Annotated in this window: 18 protein-coding genes; 6 read left to right on the forward strand and 12 right to left on the reverse strand. The window is 69.8% G+C overall.

The window, feature by feature from the left end; translation table 11 throughout:
- Positions 1-7 precede the first annotated feature (7 nt).
- Positions 8-1,210, forward strand: coding sequence for a glycosyltransferase (locus JGU66_24335; GenBank protein MBJ6763912.1), 1,203 nt, complete (start codon positions 8-10; stop codon positions 1,208-1,210).
- Positions 1,211-1,214: 4 nt separating this feature from the next.
- Here the strand turns inward: JGU66_24335 and JGU66_24340 are convergent, their stop codons facing one another.
- The 6 genes from JGU66_24340 to thiS all read right to left on the reverse strand — a co-directional run bounded on the left by JGU66_24340 (position 1,215) and on the right by thiS (position 6,096).
- Entirely contained in the window at positions 1,215-2,384 is a 1,170-nt protein-coding gene (locus JGU66_24340) for a DUF4350 domain-containing protein (protein MBJ6763913.1), read from the reverse strand.
- 130 nt (positions 2,385-2,514) lie between these two features.
- Positions 2,515-3,402, reverse strand: coding sequence for a DUF4129 domain-containing protein (locus JGU66_24345; GenBank protein MBJ6763914.1), 888 nt, complete (start codon positions 3,400-3,402; stop codon positions 2,515-2,517).
- 13 nt (positions 3,403-3,415) lie between these two features.
- Positions 3,416-4,459 (reverse strand): hypothetical protein, encoded by a 1,044-nt coding sequence (locus JGU66_24350; GenBank protein ID MBJ6763915.1) that lies wholly within the window; start codon positions 4,457-4,459, stop codon positions 3,416-3,418.
- 19 nt (positions 4,460-4,478) lie between these two features.
- Positions 4,479-5,096 carry a thiamine phosphate synthase gene (locus tag JGU66_24355; GenBank protein MBJ6763916.1) on the reverse strand — a complete coding sequence of 206 codons (618 nt, stop codon included), beginning with the start codon at positions 5,094-5,096 and terminating at the stop codon, positions 4,479-4,481.
- Entirely contained in the window at positions 5,096-5,881 is a 786-nt protein-coding gene (locus JGU66_24360; protein MBJ6763917.1) for a thiazole synthase, read from the reverse strand. Before JGU66_24360 ends, JGU66_24355 begins: the two co-directional genes overlap by 1 nt.
- Before the next feature lie 14 nt (positions 5,882-5,895).
- Positions 5,896-6,096: a sulfur carrier protein ThiS gene (gene thiS / locus JGU66_24365; protein ID MBJ6763918.1), complete on the reverse strand. Its 201-nt coding sequence runs from the start codon at positions 6,094-6,096 to the stop codon at positions 5,896-5,898.
- Positions 6,097-6,366: 270 nt separating this feature from the next.
- Here thiS and JGU66_24370 point away from each other — a divergent pair, with 270 nt between their 5' ends.
- The 3 genes from JGU66_24370 to JGU66_24380 are packed head-to-tail and all read left to right on the forward strand — an operon-like array spanning position 6,367 to position 8,919.
- Positions 6,367-7,467, forward strand: coding sequence for a serine/threonine protein kinase (locus JGU66_24370; protein ID MBJ6763919.1), 1,101 nt, complete (start codon positions 6,367-6,369; stop codon positions 7,465-7,467).
- A 27-nt stretch (positions 7,468-7,494) separates the two neighbouring features.
- A complete protein-coding gene (locus JGU66_24375; protein ID MBJ6763920.1) occupies positions 7,495-8,499 on the forward strand; it encodes a membrane dipeptidase in 1,005 nt (334 codons plus the stop codon).
- Positions 8,500-8,535: 36 nt separating this feature from the next.
- Positions 8,536-8,919 carry a hypothetical protein gene (locus tag JGU66_24380; protein MBJ6763921.1) on the forward strand — a complete coding sequence of 128 codons (384 nt, stop codon included), beginning with the start codon at positions 8,536-8,538 and terminating at the stop codon, positions 8,917-8,919.
- 24 nt (positions 8,920-8,943) lie between these two features.
- On the opposite strand, the gene JGU66_24385 is transcribed toward JGU66_24380, so the two are convergent.
- From JGU66_24385 to JGU66_24395, 3 genes are all read right to left on the reverse strand, one after another.
- Entirely contained in the window at positions 8,944-9,402 is a 459-nt protein-coding gene (locus tag JGU66_24385; protein ID MBJ6763922.1) for a TfoX/Sxy family protein, read from the reverse strand.
- A 69-nt stretch (positions 9,403-9,471) separates the two neighbouring features.
- Positions 9,472-10,401, reverse strand: coding sequence for a bZIP transcription factor (locus tag JGU66_24390; protein MBJ6763923.1), 930 nt, complete (start codon positions 10,399-10,401; stop codon positions 9,472-9,474).
- 55 nt (positions 10,402-10,456) lie between these two features.
- Positions 10,457-11,611 (reverse strand): hypothetical protein, encoded by a 1,155-nt coding sequence (locus JGU66_24395; GenBank protein MBJ6763924.1) that lies wholly within the window; start codon positions 11,609-11,611, stop codon positions 10,457-10,459.
- Positions 11,612-11,840: 229 nt separating this feature from the next.
- On the opposite strand from JGU66_24395, the gene JGU66_24400 reads away from it, so the two are divergent.
- Positions 11,841-12,221 carry a hypothetical protein gene (locus JGU66_24400; protein ID MBJ6763925.1) on the forward strand — a complete coding sequence of 127 codons (381 nt, stop codon included), beginning with the start codon at positions 11,841-11,843 and terminating at the stop codon, positions 12,219-12,221.
- Positions 12,222-12,231: 10 nt separating this feature from the next.
- Entirely contained in the window at positions 12,232-12,954 is a 723-nt protein-coding gene (locus tag JGU66_24405; protein MBJ6763926.1) for a glutathione S-transferase family protein, read from the forward strand.
- Positions 12,955-12,986: 32 nt separating this feature from the next.
- Here JGU66_24405 and JGU66_24410 read toward each other — a convergent pair whose 3' ends face one another.
- From JGU66_24410 to JGU66_24420, 3 genes are read right to left on the reverse strand one after another with little or no spacing between them, the layout of a single operon-like run.
- On the reverse strand, positions 12,987-14,045 hold the full coding sequence (locus JGU66_24410; protein MBJ6763927.1) for an ABC transporter substrate-binding protein: 1,059 nt from the start codon (positions 14,043-14,045) through the stop codon (positions 12,987-12,989).
- A 2-nt stretch (positions 14,046-14,047) separates the two neighbouring features.
- Positions 14,048-14,821 carry an ABC transporter permease gene (locus JGU66_24415; protein MBJ6763928.1) on the reverse strand — a complete coding sequence of 258 codons (774 nt, stop codon included), beginning with the start codon at positions 14,819-14,821 and terminating at the stop codon, positions 14,048-14,050.
- Positions 14,818-15,600 carry an ABC transporter ATP-binding protein gene (locus JGU66_24420; GenBank protein MBJ6763929.1) on the reverse strand — a complete coding sequence of 261 codons (783 nt, stop codon included), beginning with the start codon at positions 15,598-15,600 and terminating at the stop codon, positions 14,818-14,820. The genes JGU66_24415 and JGU66_24420 overlap by 4 nt, the downstream gene beginning before the upstream one ends.
- Positions 15,601-15,606 lie beyond the last annotated feature (6 nt).

Consider the following 15,606-nt stretch of genomic DNA (forward strand, 5'->3'; position numbering starts at 1 on the left):
GACGACGATGCGACGCGGCGACGACATGGACCTGGCCCGGAGAGCACTCCGGGGGCGAGACCTGGTGGTGTTCTCGAATGACTGGGATGGGGACCCGCTGTCCAAGGTCCACATCATGCGAATCCTCGCGCGCGACAACCGCGTGCTGTGGGTGAACAGCATCGGCAACCGCGCGCCCAAGGCGAACGCGCACGACGTGCGACGGCTGGCCAAGAAGCTGCGGACGTTCACCGAGGGGCTGCGCGAGGTGGAGCGCCACATCCACGTGCTGTCTCCCCTGGCCGTGCCGTTCTATGGCTCGGAGGTGGTGCGGCTGGCCAATCGCGAGCTGCTGCGCTGGCAGGTGCTGCGCGCCATGCGGCAGCTTCGCTTCCAGCGGCCGTTGTCCTGGAGCTTCCTGCCCGCCTCGGCGCCGGTGTCCGGAACGCTGGGCGAGGACTTCGTCGTCTACCACTGCGTGGATGAGTTCTCCGCGTTCAGCGACACCAACGGGCGCCACATCGCCGAGCTGGAGGCCCGGCTGCTGCGCCGCGCGGACTTGTGCATCACCTCGGCGGAGCGCTTGCGGGACAGCAAGGCGCTGCTCAATCCGCGCACGGTGCTGGTGCGCCATGGCGTGGACTACGCGCACTTCGTGAAGGCCTGCGACGCGGCCACCCCGATTCCCGAGGACATCGCGCGGTTGCCTCGGCCCATCATCGGGTTCTTCGGGTTGGTGGCGGAGTGGGTGGACCAGGCCGCGCTCATCGCGACGGCGCGGGCCCATCCGGAAGGCTCGGTGGTGCTCATTGGCAAGACGATGCCGGACTGTGACGTGGGGCCGCTGCGCGCCGTGTCCAACATCCACCTCTTGGGGCGCAAGCCCTATGCGGACCTGCCCGGCTACAGCAAGGCGTTCGATGTGGCGCTCATGCCGTTCAAGGTCAGTGAGCTGACGCTCAACGCCAACCCGCTCAAGGTGCGCGAGTACCTGGCCGCGGGCCTGCCGGTGGTGTCCACGGATCTGCCCGAGGTGCGCAAGGTGGGCCTGTGCCGCATCGCTCGGGACACCGAGGACTTCGTGCGGCAGGTGGACGCCTGTCTGGCCGAGGGCGGCGGGCCCCGGCGCGAGCGCGCCGAGCGCATCTTCCACGAGAGCTGGGAGGCGCGGGTCGAGGAGATTCGACGCCACGTGGGCGCGGCCTTGTTGGCGGCGGGCAAGCGCCTGTAGGTCGCTACTCGCGGCCTGCCACGGCTCGCTCCAGCTTCGCGTAGCGCCGGGCCACGCGCGCGTAGTCGCTCGGGCGCACGGGGGCGTGGGCGAGCGCGCGCGTGAGGTCTGCTTTCGCGTCGAGGAACTCGGTCGCGGGGATGCCGCAGGTCTGTTCGAGGAGCCGTGCGGCTTCCGCGTCCGGAAGCGTGAGCGCGATGCCGAGGCGCTCCTGGAGCTGCTGCCGCAGGGCGAGGTCCAGCTCGGGCAGCAGCTCTGCTTCCACGCGTGAGCGGCGCATGAGCCAGCCCAGGCTCGCGACGTATTCCTTCATGGAGCGGTGCTTGCGCGTGAGCAGGGGACGGGGCGCGCCCAGGCGCGTGCCTCGCGAGACGACGTAGAGGAGTCCTGCCGCGAGTCCCTGCGCGAGGAACACCCAGATGCCCCGTGAGATGGGGGGAGGCGCTTGCGCTCGGTGATGGAACTCGTCGAACACGAGCGGCCCGCGCGCGGCCACGGCGTCCCACCAGCGGCGATTGTCGAGCAGCTCCAGGCGGCGGCTCTCCGCGAGGTCCGCGCCGGCGAGCACGTAGACCTCGCCTCGGCCCAACGGCCAGCGCCACAGGACCGCGCTATTGCCGACGCCCGCGAGCGGCAAGGCGTCCGCGTGCCGCACGCGCACGGAGCGATCCCTCGAGACGCGCAAGCGGGTGAGCCCTCGCGCGAGTCCTCCGGAGAGCCACACGTCCGCGGTGGTGCCGCCTGGATCCGTCCATTCGGAGGGCATGCCTTGGTGGTTCGCGCCCAGCAGCGGACCGGTCTCCAGGGCGAGCCATGCATCCAAGGCCGGCTGGCTCGCGGTCGTGTCTCTCGGGACCAGATAGAGCAGGGTGCCGCCCGCTTCGACGAAGCGCGACAGGGACTCCACTTCGGACTCGGACACGACGCGGGCCTGCGGTGCCGCGAGCACCACGGTGCGCGTCCCGATAGGCAGGGCCTCCAGAGAGGACTCGTGTGCCGCGACGGGCTGGCCACCCTCGCGCAGATAGAGCCACAGCGCGCGCAATCCGACGGGGCCCGGATTCTCCACGGAGGGGACAGGGGAGTCCGCCGCGGGAGCACTCCCCGCGGCCAACCCCAGGGCCAGGGCGAGCACCACCAGGAGGCCGAGGACCCAGAATGCTCGACTGCTCACGGGGTCCTCCCTGAACAACGAGCGGAGGCGCGAAGGGCCAACCGCCCGCGCCACGCCCCAAGACACTCGCCGTCCACGCCGAGCAGGTCCGTCCGAGCAGCGCTCCGCTGCAACGTATCAGGACCGGGACTCATGGCGTCCCCGGGTGCAGCGTGCCGCGCAGGCGCTCGACGTCGTCGACGAAGCGTGTGGCTTCCGCCGCTGTCACCGGCGCCAGCGAGTAGAAGGCTCGATCGTACCAGCCGAGGAGCTGCTCCACGTCGCGGGTGAGCGTGCTGGAGGCGCCACGTCCGGGAAGCTCCGCGGCCAGTTCCCGGTTGGTCTTCACTCGGTCGGGCCGAGCCCAGCCGCGCTGCTCCAGCGTGGACAGCAGACAGAACAAGCCCTCGCGGATCGCCTCGCGACCGTTGCCGTGCGCGAGCGCGACGCGGGCCCGGCCGAGGTGCTCGGGCGGAGGGTCCAACTTGCTTGGCGCCCCCTCGCCCCAGGTGTCCGTGTGCGGGGATTGCGCGCGTGGGCCAATCCTTCGCCACCGCAGCAGGCCGAAGAGGACCACCGCGAGCGCGATGCCGAGCATCACCGCGCGGGTCGCGACCGCGAAGCCTTGGGCGCTGCGCGACTCGAACAGGCTCTCCAGCCACGCTTGGACCTCGCGCAGCATCCGCTTCAGCACGTCACCGTTGCGCTCGCGGGCGCGGGCGAACTCGGGGCGGTTCAGGATTTCCTGGAGCCGCTCTGCGCCGCGGGCGTTCGCTTCGGGGCCCTCGGGCACGGGGGCATCCTGGAGCGCACAGGCCTGCTCCAGATAGCGCGCCACTTGTTGCGCTCGCGCGACGGGGGCCGCGCCGGGCTCCGGGGAGGGCGGCGGGAGTCCTCCCCATCCCTGGACGAGCGCATCCACCGCGGAGGGCAGTTGCTCGGGCTGTCGCAGGGCCGTCTCTTCCAGCCGCTGCGCGAGGCCTTCGCGCTCGGCGCACGGCAGCGCGGTCAGCAGGACGAGGAGGGCCAGACTCGGCACAGGGGACTCGCGCTCAGGCCACGACCGAGGAGGACGGCTCCGAGGGCGCGGGCTCTCCCAGGCGGCGCTCCAGGTCGAGGCCCTCTCTTCGCACGCGCATGTCCAGGTAGAAGAACGCGGACACGACGATGCCGAGCGGCGTGAAGATGGTCTGCACCACCACCTGGAACAGCTCGGCGGGGACGAGCAGGGTCTGCGGGACGGACGCCATGGCCACGGGATCGAAGATGTTGCCACCGGCCACCAGGCGGACAATCCAGACCGGCAGGCCGGAGACCGTGCTCACCGCGATGAGCATCGCGCCCACGACCGTGGACAGCACCATGGCCCGGACGGTTCCGCGACCCATGAACCCCGGCTCGATCCGCCCCGAGAGCAGCTCACCCGAGCGCTGGAAGGAGCCCCAGGCCCCCAGGTCCTCCATGGCCACCACTGGGGGGAGCAGCATGAAGCGCAGGAAGTACCAGAGGGTGGACGCGAGGAACCCCAGGGCCAGGAGCAGCCCGCCCACCACCAGCAGCGCGATGCTCGCCGCGTTGGACAGTCCGGTGCTCCCGCCACTCACCGCGGCGGCGAACGCCAGCCCGCCCAACACGAGGCCCGGCAGGCACAGCACGAGCGTTGCGCCCATCGACCATCCGAGGGAGAGGAAGTACGCCCCGGTCAGCGTCCCCAAGCGCGCGAAGGTCCGCCGAAAGCCATCTGCCGGCGTGGATGGCTCGCCCAGTCGCGCGGGCACCGCGTACCGGGTGACCGTTGCCGTCGCGAGCCAATAGCTCCAGATGATGAGCGTCCACGCGGCGACGCTGATGGCCAGGAAGCGCCCCATTCCGAGCAGCGCCTCGAGCGGATCCCCTGTTCCACGGGTGTCGAGCATCGCGAACATGCGGGGGAGCATGAGGGCGGTGCCCTTGGCCGCGATGTAGTTCAGGAGATCGAACCCGAGGCACAAGGTGAACAGCGCCTTGAGGTGGGTGCGCCAGAACATCGCGGCGCGATCGATCAACTCACCGAGGGCCAGGGGACGCAGGTCCGAGGAGGCGTTTGGAGGACTCACCGGAGCGCACCATAGCGCCTCAGGTGGAGGGTGGACACGCATCCCCCAAGGCTCGCGCCGCCTGGGTGGGGTCCGCCGCGTCGAGCACCGCGGAGATGACCGCGACGCCCGCGGCCGCCCGCACCCTCCGCGCCCGCTCGGGGGTCATCCCTCCGAGCGCGAGCGCGGGGCACGACAGCATCCGCGCGATCGCCTCGAAACCCTCGGGGCCGAGCGGCGGACGCGTGTCGTTCGGCTTGGAGCCCGGAGCGAACACCGGGCTCACCAGCGCGAGGTCCGCACCCCATGCACGCCGCGCTTCGTCCGCGTCGTGCACGGCCACGCTCACCCACCGCTCCGGTGGAAGCGCGGGGCGCACGTCCCGAGGCGTGGGTCCGGACGCCGGCAGGTGCAGGTGCGCACCGACCTCCAGCGCCACGTCCAATCGCCCGTTCACGAACAGCGCGCGACCTCGCGCGTGGCACAGCTCGGCGAGCAGCCGCGCTTCCTCCAGGAAGAGGTGCGCGGGCGCCTCGGGGTGGCGGTGCTGCACGGCGACGTCGGGCCCCGCGTCCAGCGCTCGCGCCAGCGCCGCGAGCAGGCGCTCTCGCGGCAAGCGCCAGTCGGAGATGACGAGGACGCGGGGCAGGGGAGGCACTACTCGACGAGCCCCTCGATGGGGCTGGACGCGGAGCCGTAGGCCTTGCGCGGAATGCGCCCGGCGAGGAACGCGTCGCGGCCCGCCTCCACGGCCTTCTTCATCGCCACGGCCATGCGCACCGGGTCCTTCGCGCCAGCAATCGCCGTGTTCATGAGCAGCGCGTCCACGCCCAGCTCCATGGCGATGGCCGCGTCGGAGGCCGTGCCCACGCCCGCGTCCACGATGACGGGCACCTTCACCGTCTCGCGGATGAGGCGGATGTTGTGCGGGTTGCGGATGCCCAGGCCGCTGCCGATGGGCGCCGCCAGCGGCATCACCGCCGCGCAGCCGGCGTCCTCCAGCTTGCGCGCGGTGATGGGGTCGTCGCTCGTGTAGGGCAGCACGGTGAAGCCCTCCTTCACCAGGATGCGGGCCGCCTTCACCGTCTCCTCGACGTCCGGGTAGAGCGTCTTCTCGTCGCCGAGCACCTCGAGCTTCACCCACTTGCTCATGCCCAGCTCCTCGGCGAGCCGGCAGGTGCGCACCGCGTCGTCCGCCGTGTAGCAGAGCGCCGTGTTGGGCAAGAGGCGCAGGCGGTTGCGGTCGATCCAGTTCATCAGCGACGCCTCGCCCGTGGCCTTCAGGTCCAGGCGCCGCACGGCCACGGTCACCATCTCCGTGCCGGACAGCTCATGACAGCGCTTCATGATGTCGTGACTGGGGTACTTCCCCGTCCCGAGAATGAGGCGCGAGCTGAAGGTCACACCCGCGAGGGTGAAAGGCTTGTCCACGATGCCGCTCATTGCATCCCTCCTGGCTACCCGCCACCGACGAAGGTGACAATCTCCACGCGATCTCCCTCATGCAGGGAGTGCTCGGCGTGGCGAGCCCGGCGCACGACCTCCGCGTTCACCTCCACGGCCACTCCCGGACCGCCGATCTGCAGCGACTCCAGCAGCGACGACAGGAGCGTGCCCTCGGAGACCTCGCGCGCTTCGCCATTCACCCACACCGTCACGTCGTCACGACTCCTTGGGACGGGAATGCGCTGGCACTACAAGGGGGACTCCGCGCTGTCAACGCGCACGCCCCGGCGTCCGTCCGCCACGTGCAATGGCCCCGCGGGGATCGCCTCATGGGTGCCAGCAGGTCGGACGCTTCCTCTTTGGGCGCAGGAGGGGCGTGAGCGGGCCCGCGCGAGTCACGCGCCATCCTCTGGGAGGGGAAAGGGATGTCTGACCCGGGTGGTAGGGATGGCCGGGCCTGCTTCCAGGAGGACTCACCCGCGATGCCCATTCCGCCACCCACTCGGTCTCCCGCCCGAACCAGCATCCTCTTCTCCGTCGGCGCCACATCCTACGAACTCATCCGCCACCTGGGCTCTCGCGGGGCGGGGGAGGTGTTGCTCGCGCGGCGGCACTACGCGGAGGTGCCTGGGGGGCTCGTCCTGATCAAGCGCATGCGCGACCCGGGCCACGAGCACGGACGCGAGCAGCTTCGCGAGGAGACGCGGCTGCTCATGCGCCTGAGTCACCCGGCCATCCCCCAGGTCTTCCTGGCGCGCGTCCACGCGGGCGCGCTCCACCTCGTCACGGAATACGTGGAGGGGCACTCGCTGGAGACGCTGTGCAGCTTCGCGGCGCTGCGCGGCCAGCCCTTGTCGGAGGCGTTCGTCGCGCACGTGGGCGCGGAGGTGGCGGACGCGCTCCAGCATGTCCACGCGCTCGAGGACGAAGTGGGGCGTCCCCTGGGCGCCGTGCATCGGGATGTCAGCCCGCGCACCCTCCGCGTGGACGTGCACGGACGGGTGCGGGTGTCCGACTTCGCGCTGGCGTGGACGCGGCTGGCGCCTCATGCGCTCGAGGCGCAAGGGCCCCGGTGTGGCGACGTGGCGTACGCCGCGCCGGAGGCCCTGGCGCATCAGCCCGTGGATGGACGGGCGGACCTCTACTCGCTGGGCGTGGTGTTGCTGGAGCTGCTCACGGGACTCCACCTCTTGGACTTGGAGGACGTGGAGCGCGCGGCTCGGACGGCGGCGCCTTCGCTCGGGCACGCGCCCCCACGCGCGGCGGACCTGAGCTGGTTACCGGCTTCGGAGATGGCCCTGCGCATGGCATGCCTCACGGAGGCGCATGTGGAGAGCGCCACGCGCGGACTGTCCACGCGCATGGCCGCCGTGCTGCGGCGGGTGCTGCGGCGCGAACCGGAGGCGCGGTTCCAGTCGGGCGCGCAGCTGCGGGACGCGCTCTGCGAGGTGTTGGAGGGACTGGGGCGGCCTTATGGCCACCGAGAAGCGTCCCGTGAGGTGTCCTGGCTGCGGCGGGCGCTGGGGCCTTCGGAGCGATGGGCCGCGGAGCTGGTGGAGCACGGGCACGGGCCTTGTGCCTGAGTGCGGGGACGGCGAAGACTGCCGCCCATGGTCGACGTGAACGAGCTTCACCGGCGCTGGTGCATCGCGGACGGACACGCGGACTCCCTCCTCTGGAATCGTGACCTGAGCGTCCGTTCCAAGGAGGGCCACGTGGACTTCCCCCGCTTGCGCGAGGCCGGGGTGAAGCTCCAGTGCTTCACGATCGTCACGCGGGGCTTCCCCTTCGTCGGAGGCTTCCCGGTGTTCGCCGCGTGGCGCGGCTGGCCCCGCGAGGCGCGCGCCAGCGAGTGGTCCCGGGCGCTCTGGCAGATCTCCCGCTTGGAGGAGGCCGCCGCGCGCTCGGACGACACGGTGCGCATCACCACCACGGGCGCGGCCCTGGAGGACAACCTGGCGCAGGGGCGGCTGTCCGCGGTGCTGGGCGTGGAAGGGGGACATGCCATCGAGGGGCAGGTGGACCGGCTGGCGCGGCTGCATGAGCGGGGCGTGCGCTTCATGGGGCTGACGCACCTGTCCAACAACGAACTGGGGGGCTCCTCCTTTCCGATGATGGGCAACCGGGGGCTGACGCCGCTGGGCCACGAGGTCATGGCGGAGATGGCGCGGCTGGGTCTGAGCGTGGATGTGGCCCACGCCGCGGAGCGCACGCTGGAGGACTTGTTCGCGCACCCCACGGTGCGCTTTTTCTGCTCGCACACGGGCGTGCGCGCGGCGGGCGGGGGCTGGCGCAACCTCACGGACGCGTCCCTGCGGCGCATCGCGGAGCGCGGCGGTGTGGTGGGCGTCATCTTCGCGCCTGTCTACTTGGGGGGCGACTCAGTAGACGACGTCGTCCGCCACATCGAGCACGCGGTGGACGTCATGGGCGAGCAAGGGGTCGGACTCGGCTCGGACCATGACGGCATGGTGCCGCTGCCGCGCGGCATGCGCGACGTGACGGACCTGCACCTCATCACCGAGGCGCTGCTGCGGCGCCACCCGGAGGCGTGGGTAGAACGGGTCATGGGTGAGAACTTCCGCCGCTACTTTCGCGAAACGCTCGGCGGTTGACCGGGGGGGAGCGCTCGGAAATAGTCGCCGCCGCCCATGAAAGTCCTCCGCCTCGCGTGTGCGTCCTTCGTCGGTCTCCTGTTGCTCGCCGGCTGCGGTAGCCCGGACGCGGGAGATGGTTGCAACGGAAGCGACTACATCTGCCTGGACGTGGCGCGCGCCCTGGAGTGTCGCGGCGGCTCCTGGCGAGAGCTGCAGTGTCGCGGCACGCTGGGCTGCCGAGAGCTGAAGGACAGCGTGCGCTGCGACACCTCCGGCAACGTCGCGGGCGACAACTGCGCCAGCTCCGCCGAGGGGCACGCCATGTGCCGCTCGGACGGCAAGGCCCTGCTGGAGTGCCGCGAGGGACTCCTCGTGCAGACGCTGGCCTGTTCGAGCTGCGCGACGACCGAGGACTCCCGAGTCCAGTGCACGCCGTGAGGCGGGACGCTCCCCGCGCTGGCTTCACGCCTTGCCGGGCGAGGGGGCGCGGCGCGCGCTTCCGCTGACCCGACCGCGCGGCGCTGCCTTCTTCGCCGCGGGGCGAGCCTCCTTCTTCGCGGTCTTCTTGCGCGCGGGCGTCTTGGGTGCACCCGCGCTGGCGAGGGCGAGCGCGTGGGCCCGCCGAACCCACCGGGTGAGTTCCTCGGGCTCGTCGTGGAAGGCCTCCGGGACGAGGACCCAGTGCGACATCGTCTTCGGCCCCGCCATCCAGGGGGCCGAGCCCGGGCGGCCCATCAGCTCGTCGAAGGCCGTGGCCTCCGGGAACCTCAGGCCGATGCGCCCCGTCTTCCAGACCAGGGCGTAGATGGCGTCGTTCGCGAACAGCGCGTCACAGCCGAACATGCGGCGCCGCGAGACTGCCGGCAGCCGCTGCGAGGCCTCTTCGAGCAGTTCGGTCAGGTGGGGATAGGTCGCGACCATGGCGTCTCGGGGGTGAGAGGAACGGCCGGGCATCATGCGCCAGCCGCGACGCCCCGAGGGCCGCCGACCTCAGCCATTGTTGGCCAGTGGTTTGATGCCCTGCTCGATCATGTGCTCGATGAGGTTGAAGGCCTCTCCGCCCGTCAGCTGCATGGGCGTGTCGATGGGGTGCGACAGCGAGATGATGCGCGCGAAGGGCTCCACCTTGCCGGCCACGCGGCTCTTGGCGTTGCGCACGTCATCCACGTCCTCGAGCGGGATGCACTCGCAGATGCTGACGGGCGTGCCCACGGGCGGGAAGGCCGTGACGCGGCCATAGGCCAGGGTGCCGTGGATGGCGCGGAAGGCGCCGAAGGGCGTCTCCACGATGGCGTACGGGTTGAAGAACAGCCGCGCGGGGAAGCCCTTGGCGCCCAGGGACTGCGCGATGCCCAGCGAGGGGCGGAAGATGTCGGGGTACTCGCGCTTGAGCGTCTCGCCCAGGATGATGCGCATGGGGCCCCACTCGGTCTCCATGCGCGAGTCCAGGTTGAGGATCTGCATCCAGACCGTCTCCTGGCCCGGCGTGAAGTACTCCGGCGGGTGGGCGATGAAGTCGGCCTCGCAGATGTTGTTCGCCAGCGTACAGTTGCTGGGCAGCTCCAGGGGCACCTGGTGATTGGCCTGCGGCCCCTTGTAGATGAACGGCGCGCCGCGAGACACCGTCTGCGTGGCGGGGGGCATGGCCAGGGAGATGACCTTGCCGGCCATCTCTCCCTTCAGGAACTGGATCTGGATGATGAAGTGGCTGAGGAAGCCGTCCACGCCCATGGCTGGGAATGGGGAGATGTGATTGCCCATCTGTCGGATGAGTTCGTCATGCCGCTCGGTGAGTTGCTGATTCCTACGCGACAGGGCGTCCAGTTGTTGCTCCAGACGCGCCACGCGCTCGTCACCCGATGCCCCGGACACCGTCGCCGCGGGAAGGTCCGAGACATTGATGGTCAGATTGATGGTCATCGTGGGTCTACTCCTGGGGTTGGATGTCTTGTGATGCGCGCCACAGGGGTGGGCACTAGGGCTTGCCGAAGGCGGCCCTGTCCTCGGGAGTCGGCGGCTCGCCGTAGGTCTGCTGAAAGGCCGCCTCCCAATCCGTGCCAAAGAGCTTGAGCCGCTCGCCCACGGGATTGGCCACCGGGGTGAGGGATTTGAGGTAGTCCGCCAGCGCCAGGGCGTCCATGTCCGCCATGTCTTTGTAGAACTGCCACATCATGACGTGGGCAATGGGCCGGGGCCGCCCGTACTCGTCCTCGCGCACGTCGATGCCTTGGCGAATGGCGCGCACGATGCGCTCGGTGGAGACGCGCTCCAGCGCGCCCCCGTGCCCGAGCACGGTCAGGTTGCTGCCGTAGAGGACCGCGAACCCAGGGTAGGGGAACGCGGCGAAGCCCTTCTCCAGTTGGCGCAGCGGCAGGTCCGGTCCCAGTCGGAACGAGCCCTGGAATGGGTCCGAGGGGCTGCCGCCCGCGAACTCCACCAGCGTGCCGTTCTCGTGATGGGAGTGGCACTCCCGGCAGCCCACCAGCGCGCCCATCAGGTAGGTGGCCCGCTCCCGGGTGCGGCCCTGCGGGGCTCTCACCGGACCTTCCGCCACCATGGGTTGTGGTTCAAATGGCAAGGTCCGAGGTTGGATGGGGTTGCGGATGGGGGGAAGACTCTTCAGGTAGCGCGCCAGCGAGCGCGCGTCCTCCAGCGCCATGTGGTTGTAGAAGCTGTGCGGGGGGAAGGTGAACAGGACTCGGCCATCCTTGCGCTTGGCGGTCCGGAGCACCTCGACAATCTCATCCTCCGTCCAGCTCCCCAACCCTGTCTCGACGTCTGGGGTCAGGTTGGGTGTGACGACCAGGCCGTGGGTGGTGCCCGACAGGCGGAGGATGAAAGGGACGCCGCCAGCCATCTGTCTTTGCGGGTCCAGATACTTGACCCAGTCTGGATCCATCCGGAACAAACGCTCACGCTCCGGGTCGCCGCCGCCGGGGACCGCCGGGACAGCGGGGGGCGTATGACAGGCTTCACAGACGCCAATGGTGGCCAGGTATTTCCCTCGACGGATGCCGCTGGGGTCCGGTGCCTTGTCCTTCTGCGCGGGAGGGTCTGCCCAGGCGATGCCCCACGCGGACAGACAGAGGGCGAGGACCTGAAAGGGATATCGAACCCGCTTCGAGGGCATGGTGTTCACCTGGGCCGTTTTGCTTTGGACAGGATGCTAGGAATTGCGGGAGGAGACCGTCAAGACGCGCGCCCGTCCTGTATGTAAAAACAAAGCCTGTGTTGCGTGACGGACGTTGTTCGCGACCCGAGGGCGCTGGCGCGCGGCGGGGGTTGGTCCCAGGCTGCCCCCGGCTCAGGACTCGTGGGGTAGGGGATGTGTCGGGTTGGGAGTCATCGGAGGTTTGTCCATGGTCGAGTCGCGTTCCGCAACACAAGACATGCTCTATCTCGTGACCTGGGAGTTCATCGAGTCCGCCGCTCCGGCTTCCGCGGAGAAGGCCATGCGCATGCTCCGAGACTCGGTGCTCCCGGGTCTGCGCAAGTGCGCGGAATGGGAGCAGCAAGGGCGAATCCTGGGGGGCGGCTCCGTGGTGGGGGAGAAGGCCTCGGTGGTCGTCATGCGCGCGGCGTCCAACGAGGAGTTGAGCCGGATGCTGCGCAGTCTTCCCTTCTGGGGCCTCATGCGAATGAAGGTGACGCCCCTGGAGGGCTTCGCGGAACGGGCCGCGCAGGAAGAGAAGTCCGTGGCGCGGCTCGAGGAGCTACACAAACAAGGCTTGCTGACCTGAGGAGCGAACGATGCTCACCGTCCATGCATCACCGGGAGCCTGGGGGCTCGCCAGCATCAGTCCATTCTGTATCAAGCTGGAGTCCTACCTGAAGATGGTGGGGCTCCCCTATCGCGTCGTCCCGGCGGACCCGCGCGCGGCACCCAAGGGGAAGGTTCCCTTCATCGTGGATGGGAACGTGCGGCTGGGGGACTCGCAATTCATCATCGAGTACCTGAAACAGAATCATGGGGATCCGCTCGACGCGAAGCTGGGGACCGCCGAGCGCGCGCTAGGGCATGCGGTGCGACGCATGTTGGAAGAGGGGACCTACTTTCATTCCCTCCACGAGCGCTGGCTGGATGACGAGGGCTGGCGAGTCTTCAGCCCCGTGTTCCGCGGCCTCTTTCCTCCCTTCTTGCGGCCCTTCGGATTCGCCATCGCGGGCTCGGTGAGGCGGCAGATGCGGCGGACCCTGCATGGGCAAGGCACCGGCCGCCACAGCCGGGAGGAGATTCAGGCCATGGCGCGCGACGACCTCTCGGCGGTGGCGACCTTGCTGGGCAACAAGCCCTTCCTGCTGGGAGACGCGCCCACGTCCTTCGATGCCACCGTGTATGCCTTCGTGGCGAGCGTGGCCGCGTTCCCGGTGGACTCGTCGGCTCGGCGCTACGTCCTCGCGCAGGACAACCTGGTGAAGTACCAGGAGCGATTCCAGCAGCGCTTCTTCCAGCCCACGCGTCTGGCGGCGTAGCGCCCACCCCTCGCGCTGCTCACTCCCGCTGCTCATTCCAAGGCGTCATCCCAGGGCTCGAAGGTCCAGGCGGTGGCGTCATGGGTGGCCTCCGCGAAGCGCGTGTCCACGATCTCCTCGAAGGGCAGCTCCTGGGGGATGAGCCCGTCGCGGTGCATGAGCCGCTGCACCAGCTCGAAGTCCGCCCGCCGAGGCGTCAGGGGCGTGTACATCACGCGGCCGAGGGGCTGGGTGAGGGCCCAGCGCAGCAGCGCCGGGGGTTGGTTGAAGTAGTAGCGACCCACGAAGTCCGCGGCGTAGAGGCGCTCACGCGTGCCCTGGTCGAGCCATAGGCCCGAGCGCGCAATGCCATCCACCAGCACCTGGACCGCCTCCGGGTGCCGGTCGATGACGTCCTGCCGGACCACCAGCACGCACGAGATGTAGTCCGGCCAGTACTCGCGCGCGTGGAAGAGGACGCGCCCGTATCCTCCCAGCTCCGCTTGAGAGGGATAGGGTTCGCCCATCACGTAGCCATCGATGGCGCCCACCTCCAGCGCGGCGCCCACGTCGGGCGGCGCCATCTCCACGGCCTTCACCTCGCGCGAGGGTACTCCCGCGCGCTCCAGGGCCTGGAGCAGCATGAGGCGTTCGTCGGAGAAGCGGCTGGGCACGGCGACGGTGCGGCCCCGGAGGTCCGCCACGGTCTTCACCGGCCCTTGCTTGCGCACCACGGCGGCGCTGCCGTAGCGATGGCCCAGATAGACAATCTTGATGGGAACGCCTTGCGCGCGAAGGGCGATGGCCATGGGCGCCACCAGGAAGCCCGCTTGGATGCGATTGGCAATCAATGCCTCTTTTATCTCCGGGAACCCCTGGAACATCTTCAAGAGATAGGAAGTCTTCTCCATGGACCGCCGGGAGATGTAATCCGCCACGGGGCACGCGAGGTGACACGTGACGGGGACGTAGGCGACGGTCAGCTTGCGCTCGTTCTCGGGCAGGCGCGCGTTGAGCACGGCGGCCCAGTCCACGTTGAGCCACAGGTGCAGGCCCGTGAGGCTTCCCATCCACAGCAGGGCCGCGAGAACCACGCGCTGGCGAAGGTCCATGGTCATCCTCCCTGGTCCGGAAAGCCCCAGCGGACGGGGTGAAGTCTTTCCAGTCGGCGCACACCCGCGTCGATGGCCCAACCCACGCAGCCTATGAGCAGCATTCCCGCCACCACGAGGTCGTAGCGCTTGCCGGCGTTGCGCGCGTCGATGATGAGGTAGCCGAGGCCCGAGTCGACCGCGAGCATCTCCGCGGCCACCACCACCAGCCAGGCGATGCCCAGCGTGATTCTCAGCGCGACCAGCAAGTCCGGAATCGACGCGGGTAGGAGCACGCGCAGCCACAGCGCGCCCGGGCCCAGTCCGAAGTTGCGGCCCGCGCGCAGGTGGACTTCGGGAATGGCCTGCACCGCGCTCGTGGCCGCCGTGGTGATGGGAAAGATCGCGGCGAGGAAGATGAGGAACACCGTGGCCGGCTCTCCCACGCCCCACAGCACGATGGCCAACGGACTCCAGGCCAGCGGACTGATGGGCCGCAGCCATTGGACGACGGGGTCGATAGCGAGCGCCGCCTCGCGCTGCAACCCCATCCAACTCCCCAAGGGTACGCCGAGCATCACCGCGAGGCCCGTCCCCAGGGCCACGCGCCGCAGCGAATCCAGCAGGTACGTCCCCAGGACTCCGCGGCGCAGCAGCTCGCCCAGGCCCCGCGCCACCGCCGCCGGCGAGGGGAAGATCTTGGTGCCGGTGTGGACCACCGCGAGGTGCCAGAGGGTCACCAGCACCGCGCTGGCGAGGAGCGGCAGGCCCACATGCTCCAGGCGGCGGCGCATCATGCGCTCTCCTGGCGTGGCGGCACGAGACCGCGGATGCCATGGGCCAATCCCAGCTCCGCCATGAGCGTGTCGCGCAAGGCCAGGTAGCGCGGCGCGCTGAGGTCTCGCGGGCGAGGCAGGTCGATGTCCACCACGCGCCGGATGCGGCCGGGGCGCGCCGACATCACCGCGACGCGGTCCGCGAGCTGCACGGACTCGTCGATGTCGTGGGTGACGAAGAGGACCGTCTTGCGTGCCTCGGACCAGATGCGCAGCAGCTCCGAGCGCATCTCCAGGCGGGTGATGGAGTCGAGTGCCCCGAAGGGCTCGTCCATGTAGAGCACGTCTGGATCCACCGCCAGGGCGCGGGCCACCTCCACGCGTTGCTTCATCCCTCCGGAGAGTTCGTGCGGATAGGCGCGCTCAAAGCCTGTCAGGCCCACGCGGGCCACGGCGCGCGCCACGCGCTCGCGGCGCTCCGAGGCGGGACGATGCGCGAGGCCGAACCCGATGTTTCCTTCCACGGTCAGCCAGGGAAAGGTGCCTCGCTCCTGGAAGACGAAGATGCGCCGGGGATCCGGTCCGGTGACGGGCTGCCCGTCCACGAGCACCTCACCCTCGGCGGGCGCGAGGAACCCGCCCACGATGTTGAGCAGTGTCGACTTGCCGCAGCCCGAGGGGCCCAACAGGCACACGAACTCGCCGGACTCCACCTCCAGGTTCACGTCCTCGAGGACGGACCGCTCGCCTTGTTCAGTGGGAAAGCGCGCGTGGAGTCCGCGCAGGCGCAGCTTGGGCATCGGGCC

It is taken from the genome of Myxococcaceae bacterium JPH2, from assembly GCA_016458225.1.
Lineage (GTDB): Bacteria > Myxococcota > Myxococcia > Myxococcales > Myxococcaceae > Citreicoccus.

Bases quoted from the DNA above. Each gene is read 5' to 3' on its own strand.
- JGU66_24335 (MBJ6763912.1), top strand. From the start codon at position 8: ATGCGACGCGGCGACGACATGGACCTGGCCCGGAGAGCACTCCGGGGG.
- JGU66_24375 (MBJ6763920.1), top strand. From the start codon at position 7,495: ATGGTCGACGTGAACGAGCTTCACCGGCGCTGGTGCATCGCGGACGGA.
- JGU66_24415 (MBJ6763928.1), bottom strand. From the start codon at position 14,821: ATGATGCGCCGCCGCCTGGAGCATGTGGGCCTGCCGCTCCTCGCCAGC.
- JGU66_24390 (MBJ6763923.1), bottom strand. From the start codon at position 10,401: ATGACCATCAATCTGACCATCAATGTCTCGGACCTTCCCGCGGCGACG.
- JGU66_24385 (MBJ6763922.1), bottom strand. From the start codon at position 9,402: ATGGTCGCGACCTATCCCCACCTGACCGAACTGCTCGAAGAGGCCTCG.
- JGU66_24405 (MBJ6763926.1), top strand. From the start codon at position 12,232: ATGCTCACCGTCCATGCATCACCGGGAGCCTGGGGGCTCGCCAGCATC.
- JGU66_24380 (MBJ6763921.1), top strand. From the start codon at position 8,536: ATGAAAGTCCTCCGCCTCGCGTGTGCGTCCTTCGTCGGTCTCCTGTTG.
- JGU66_24370 (MBJ6763919.1), top strand. From the start codon at position 6,367: ATGCCCATTCCGCCACCCACTCGGTCTCCCGCCCGAACCAGCATCCTC.
- JGU66_24360 (MBJ6763917.1), bottom strand. From the start codon at position 5,881: ATGAGCGGCATCGTGGACAAGCCTTTCACCCTCGCGGGTGTGACCTTC.
- JGU66_24395 (MBJ6763924.1), bottom strand. From the start codon at position 11,611: ATGCCCTCGAAGCGGGTTCGATATCCCTTTCAGGTCCTCGCCCTCTGT.
- JGU66_24420 (MBJ6763929.1), bottom strand. From the start codon at position 15,600: ATGCCCAAGCTGCGCCTGCGCGGACTCCACGCGCGCTTTCCCACTGAA.
- JGU66_24400 (MBJ6763925.1), top strand. From the start codon at position 11,841: ATGGTCGAGTCGCGTTCCGCAACACAAGACATGCTCTATCTCGTGACC.
- JGU66_24410 (MBJ6763927.1), bottom strand. From the start codon at position 14,045: ATGGACCTTCGCCAGCGCGTGGTTCTCGCGGCCCTGCTGTGGATGGGA.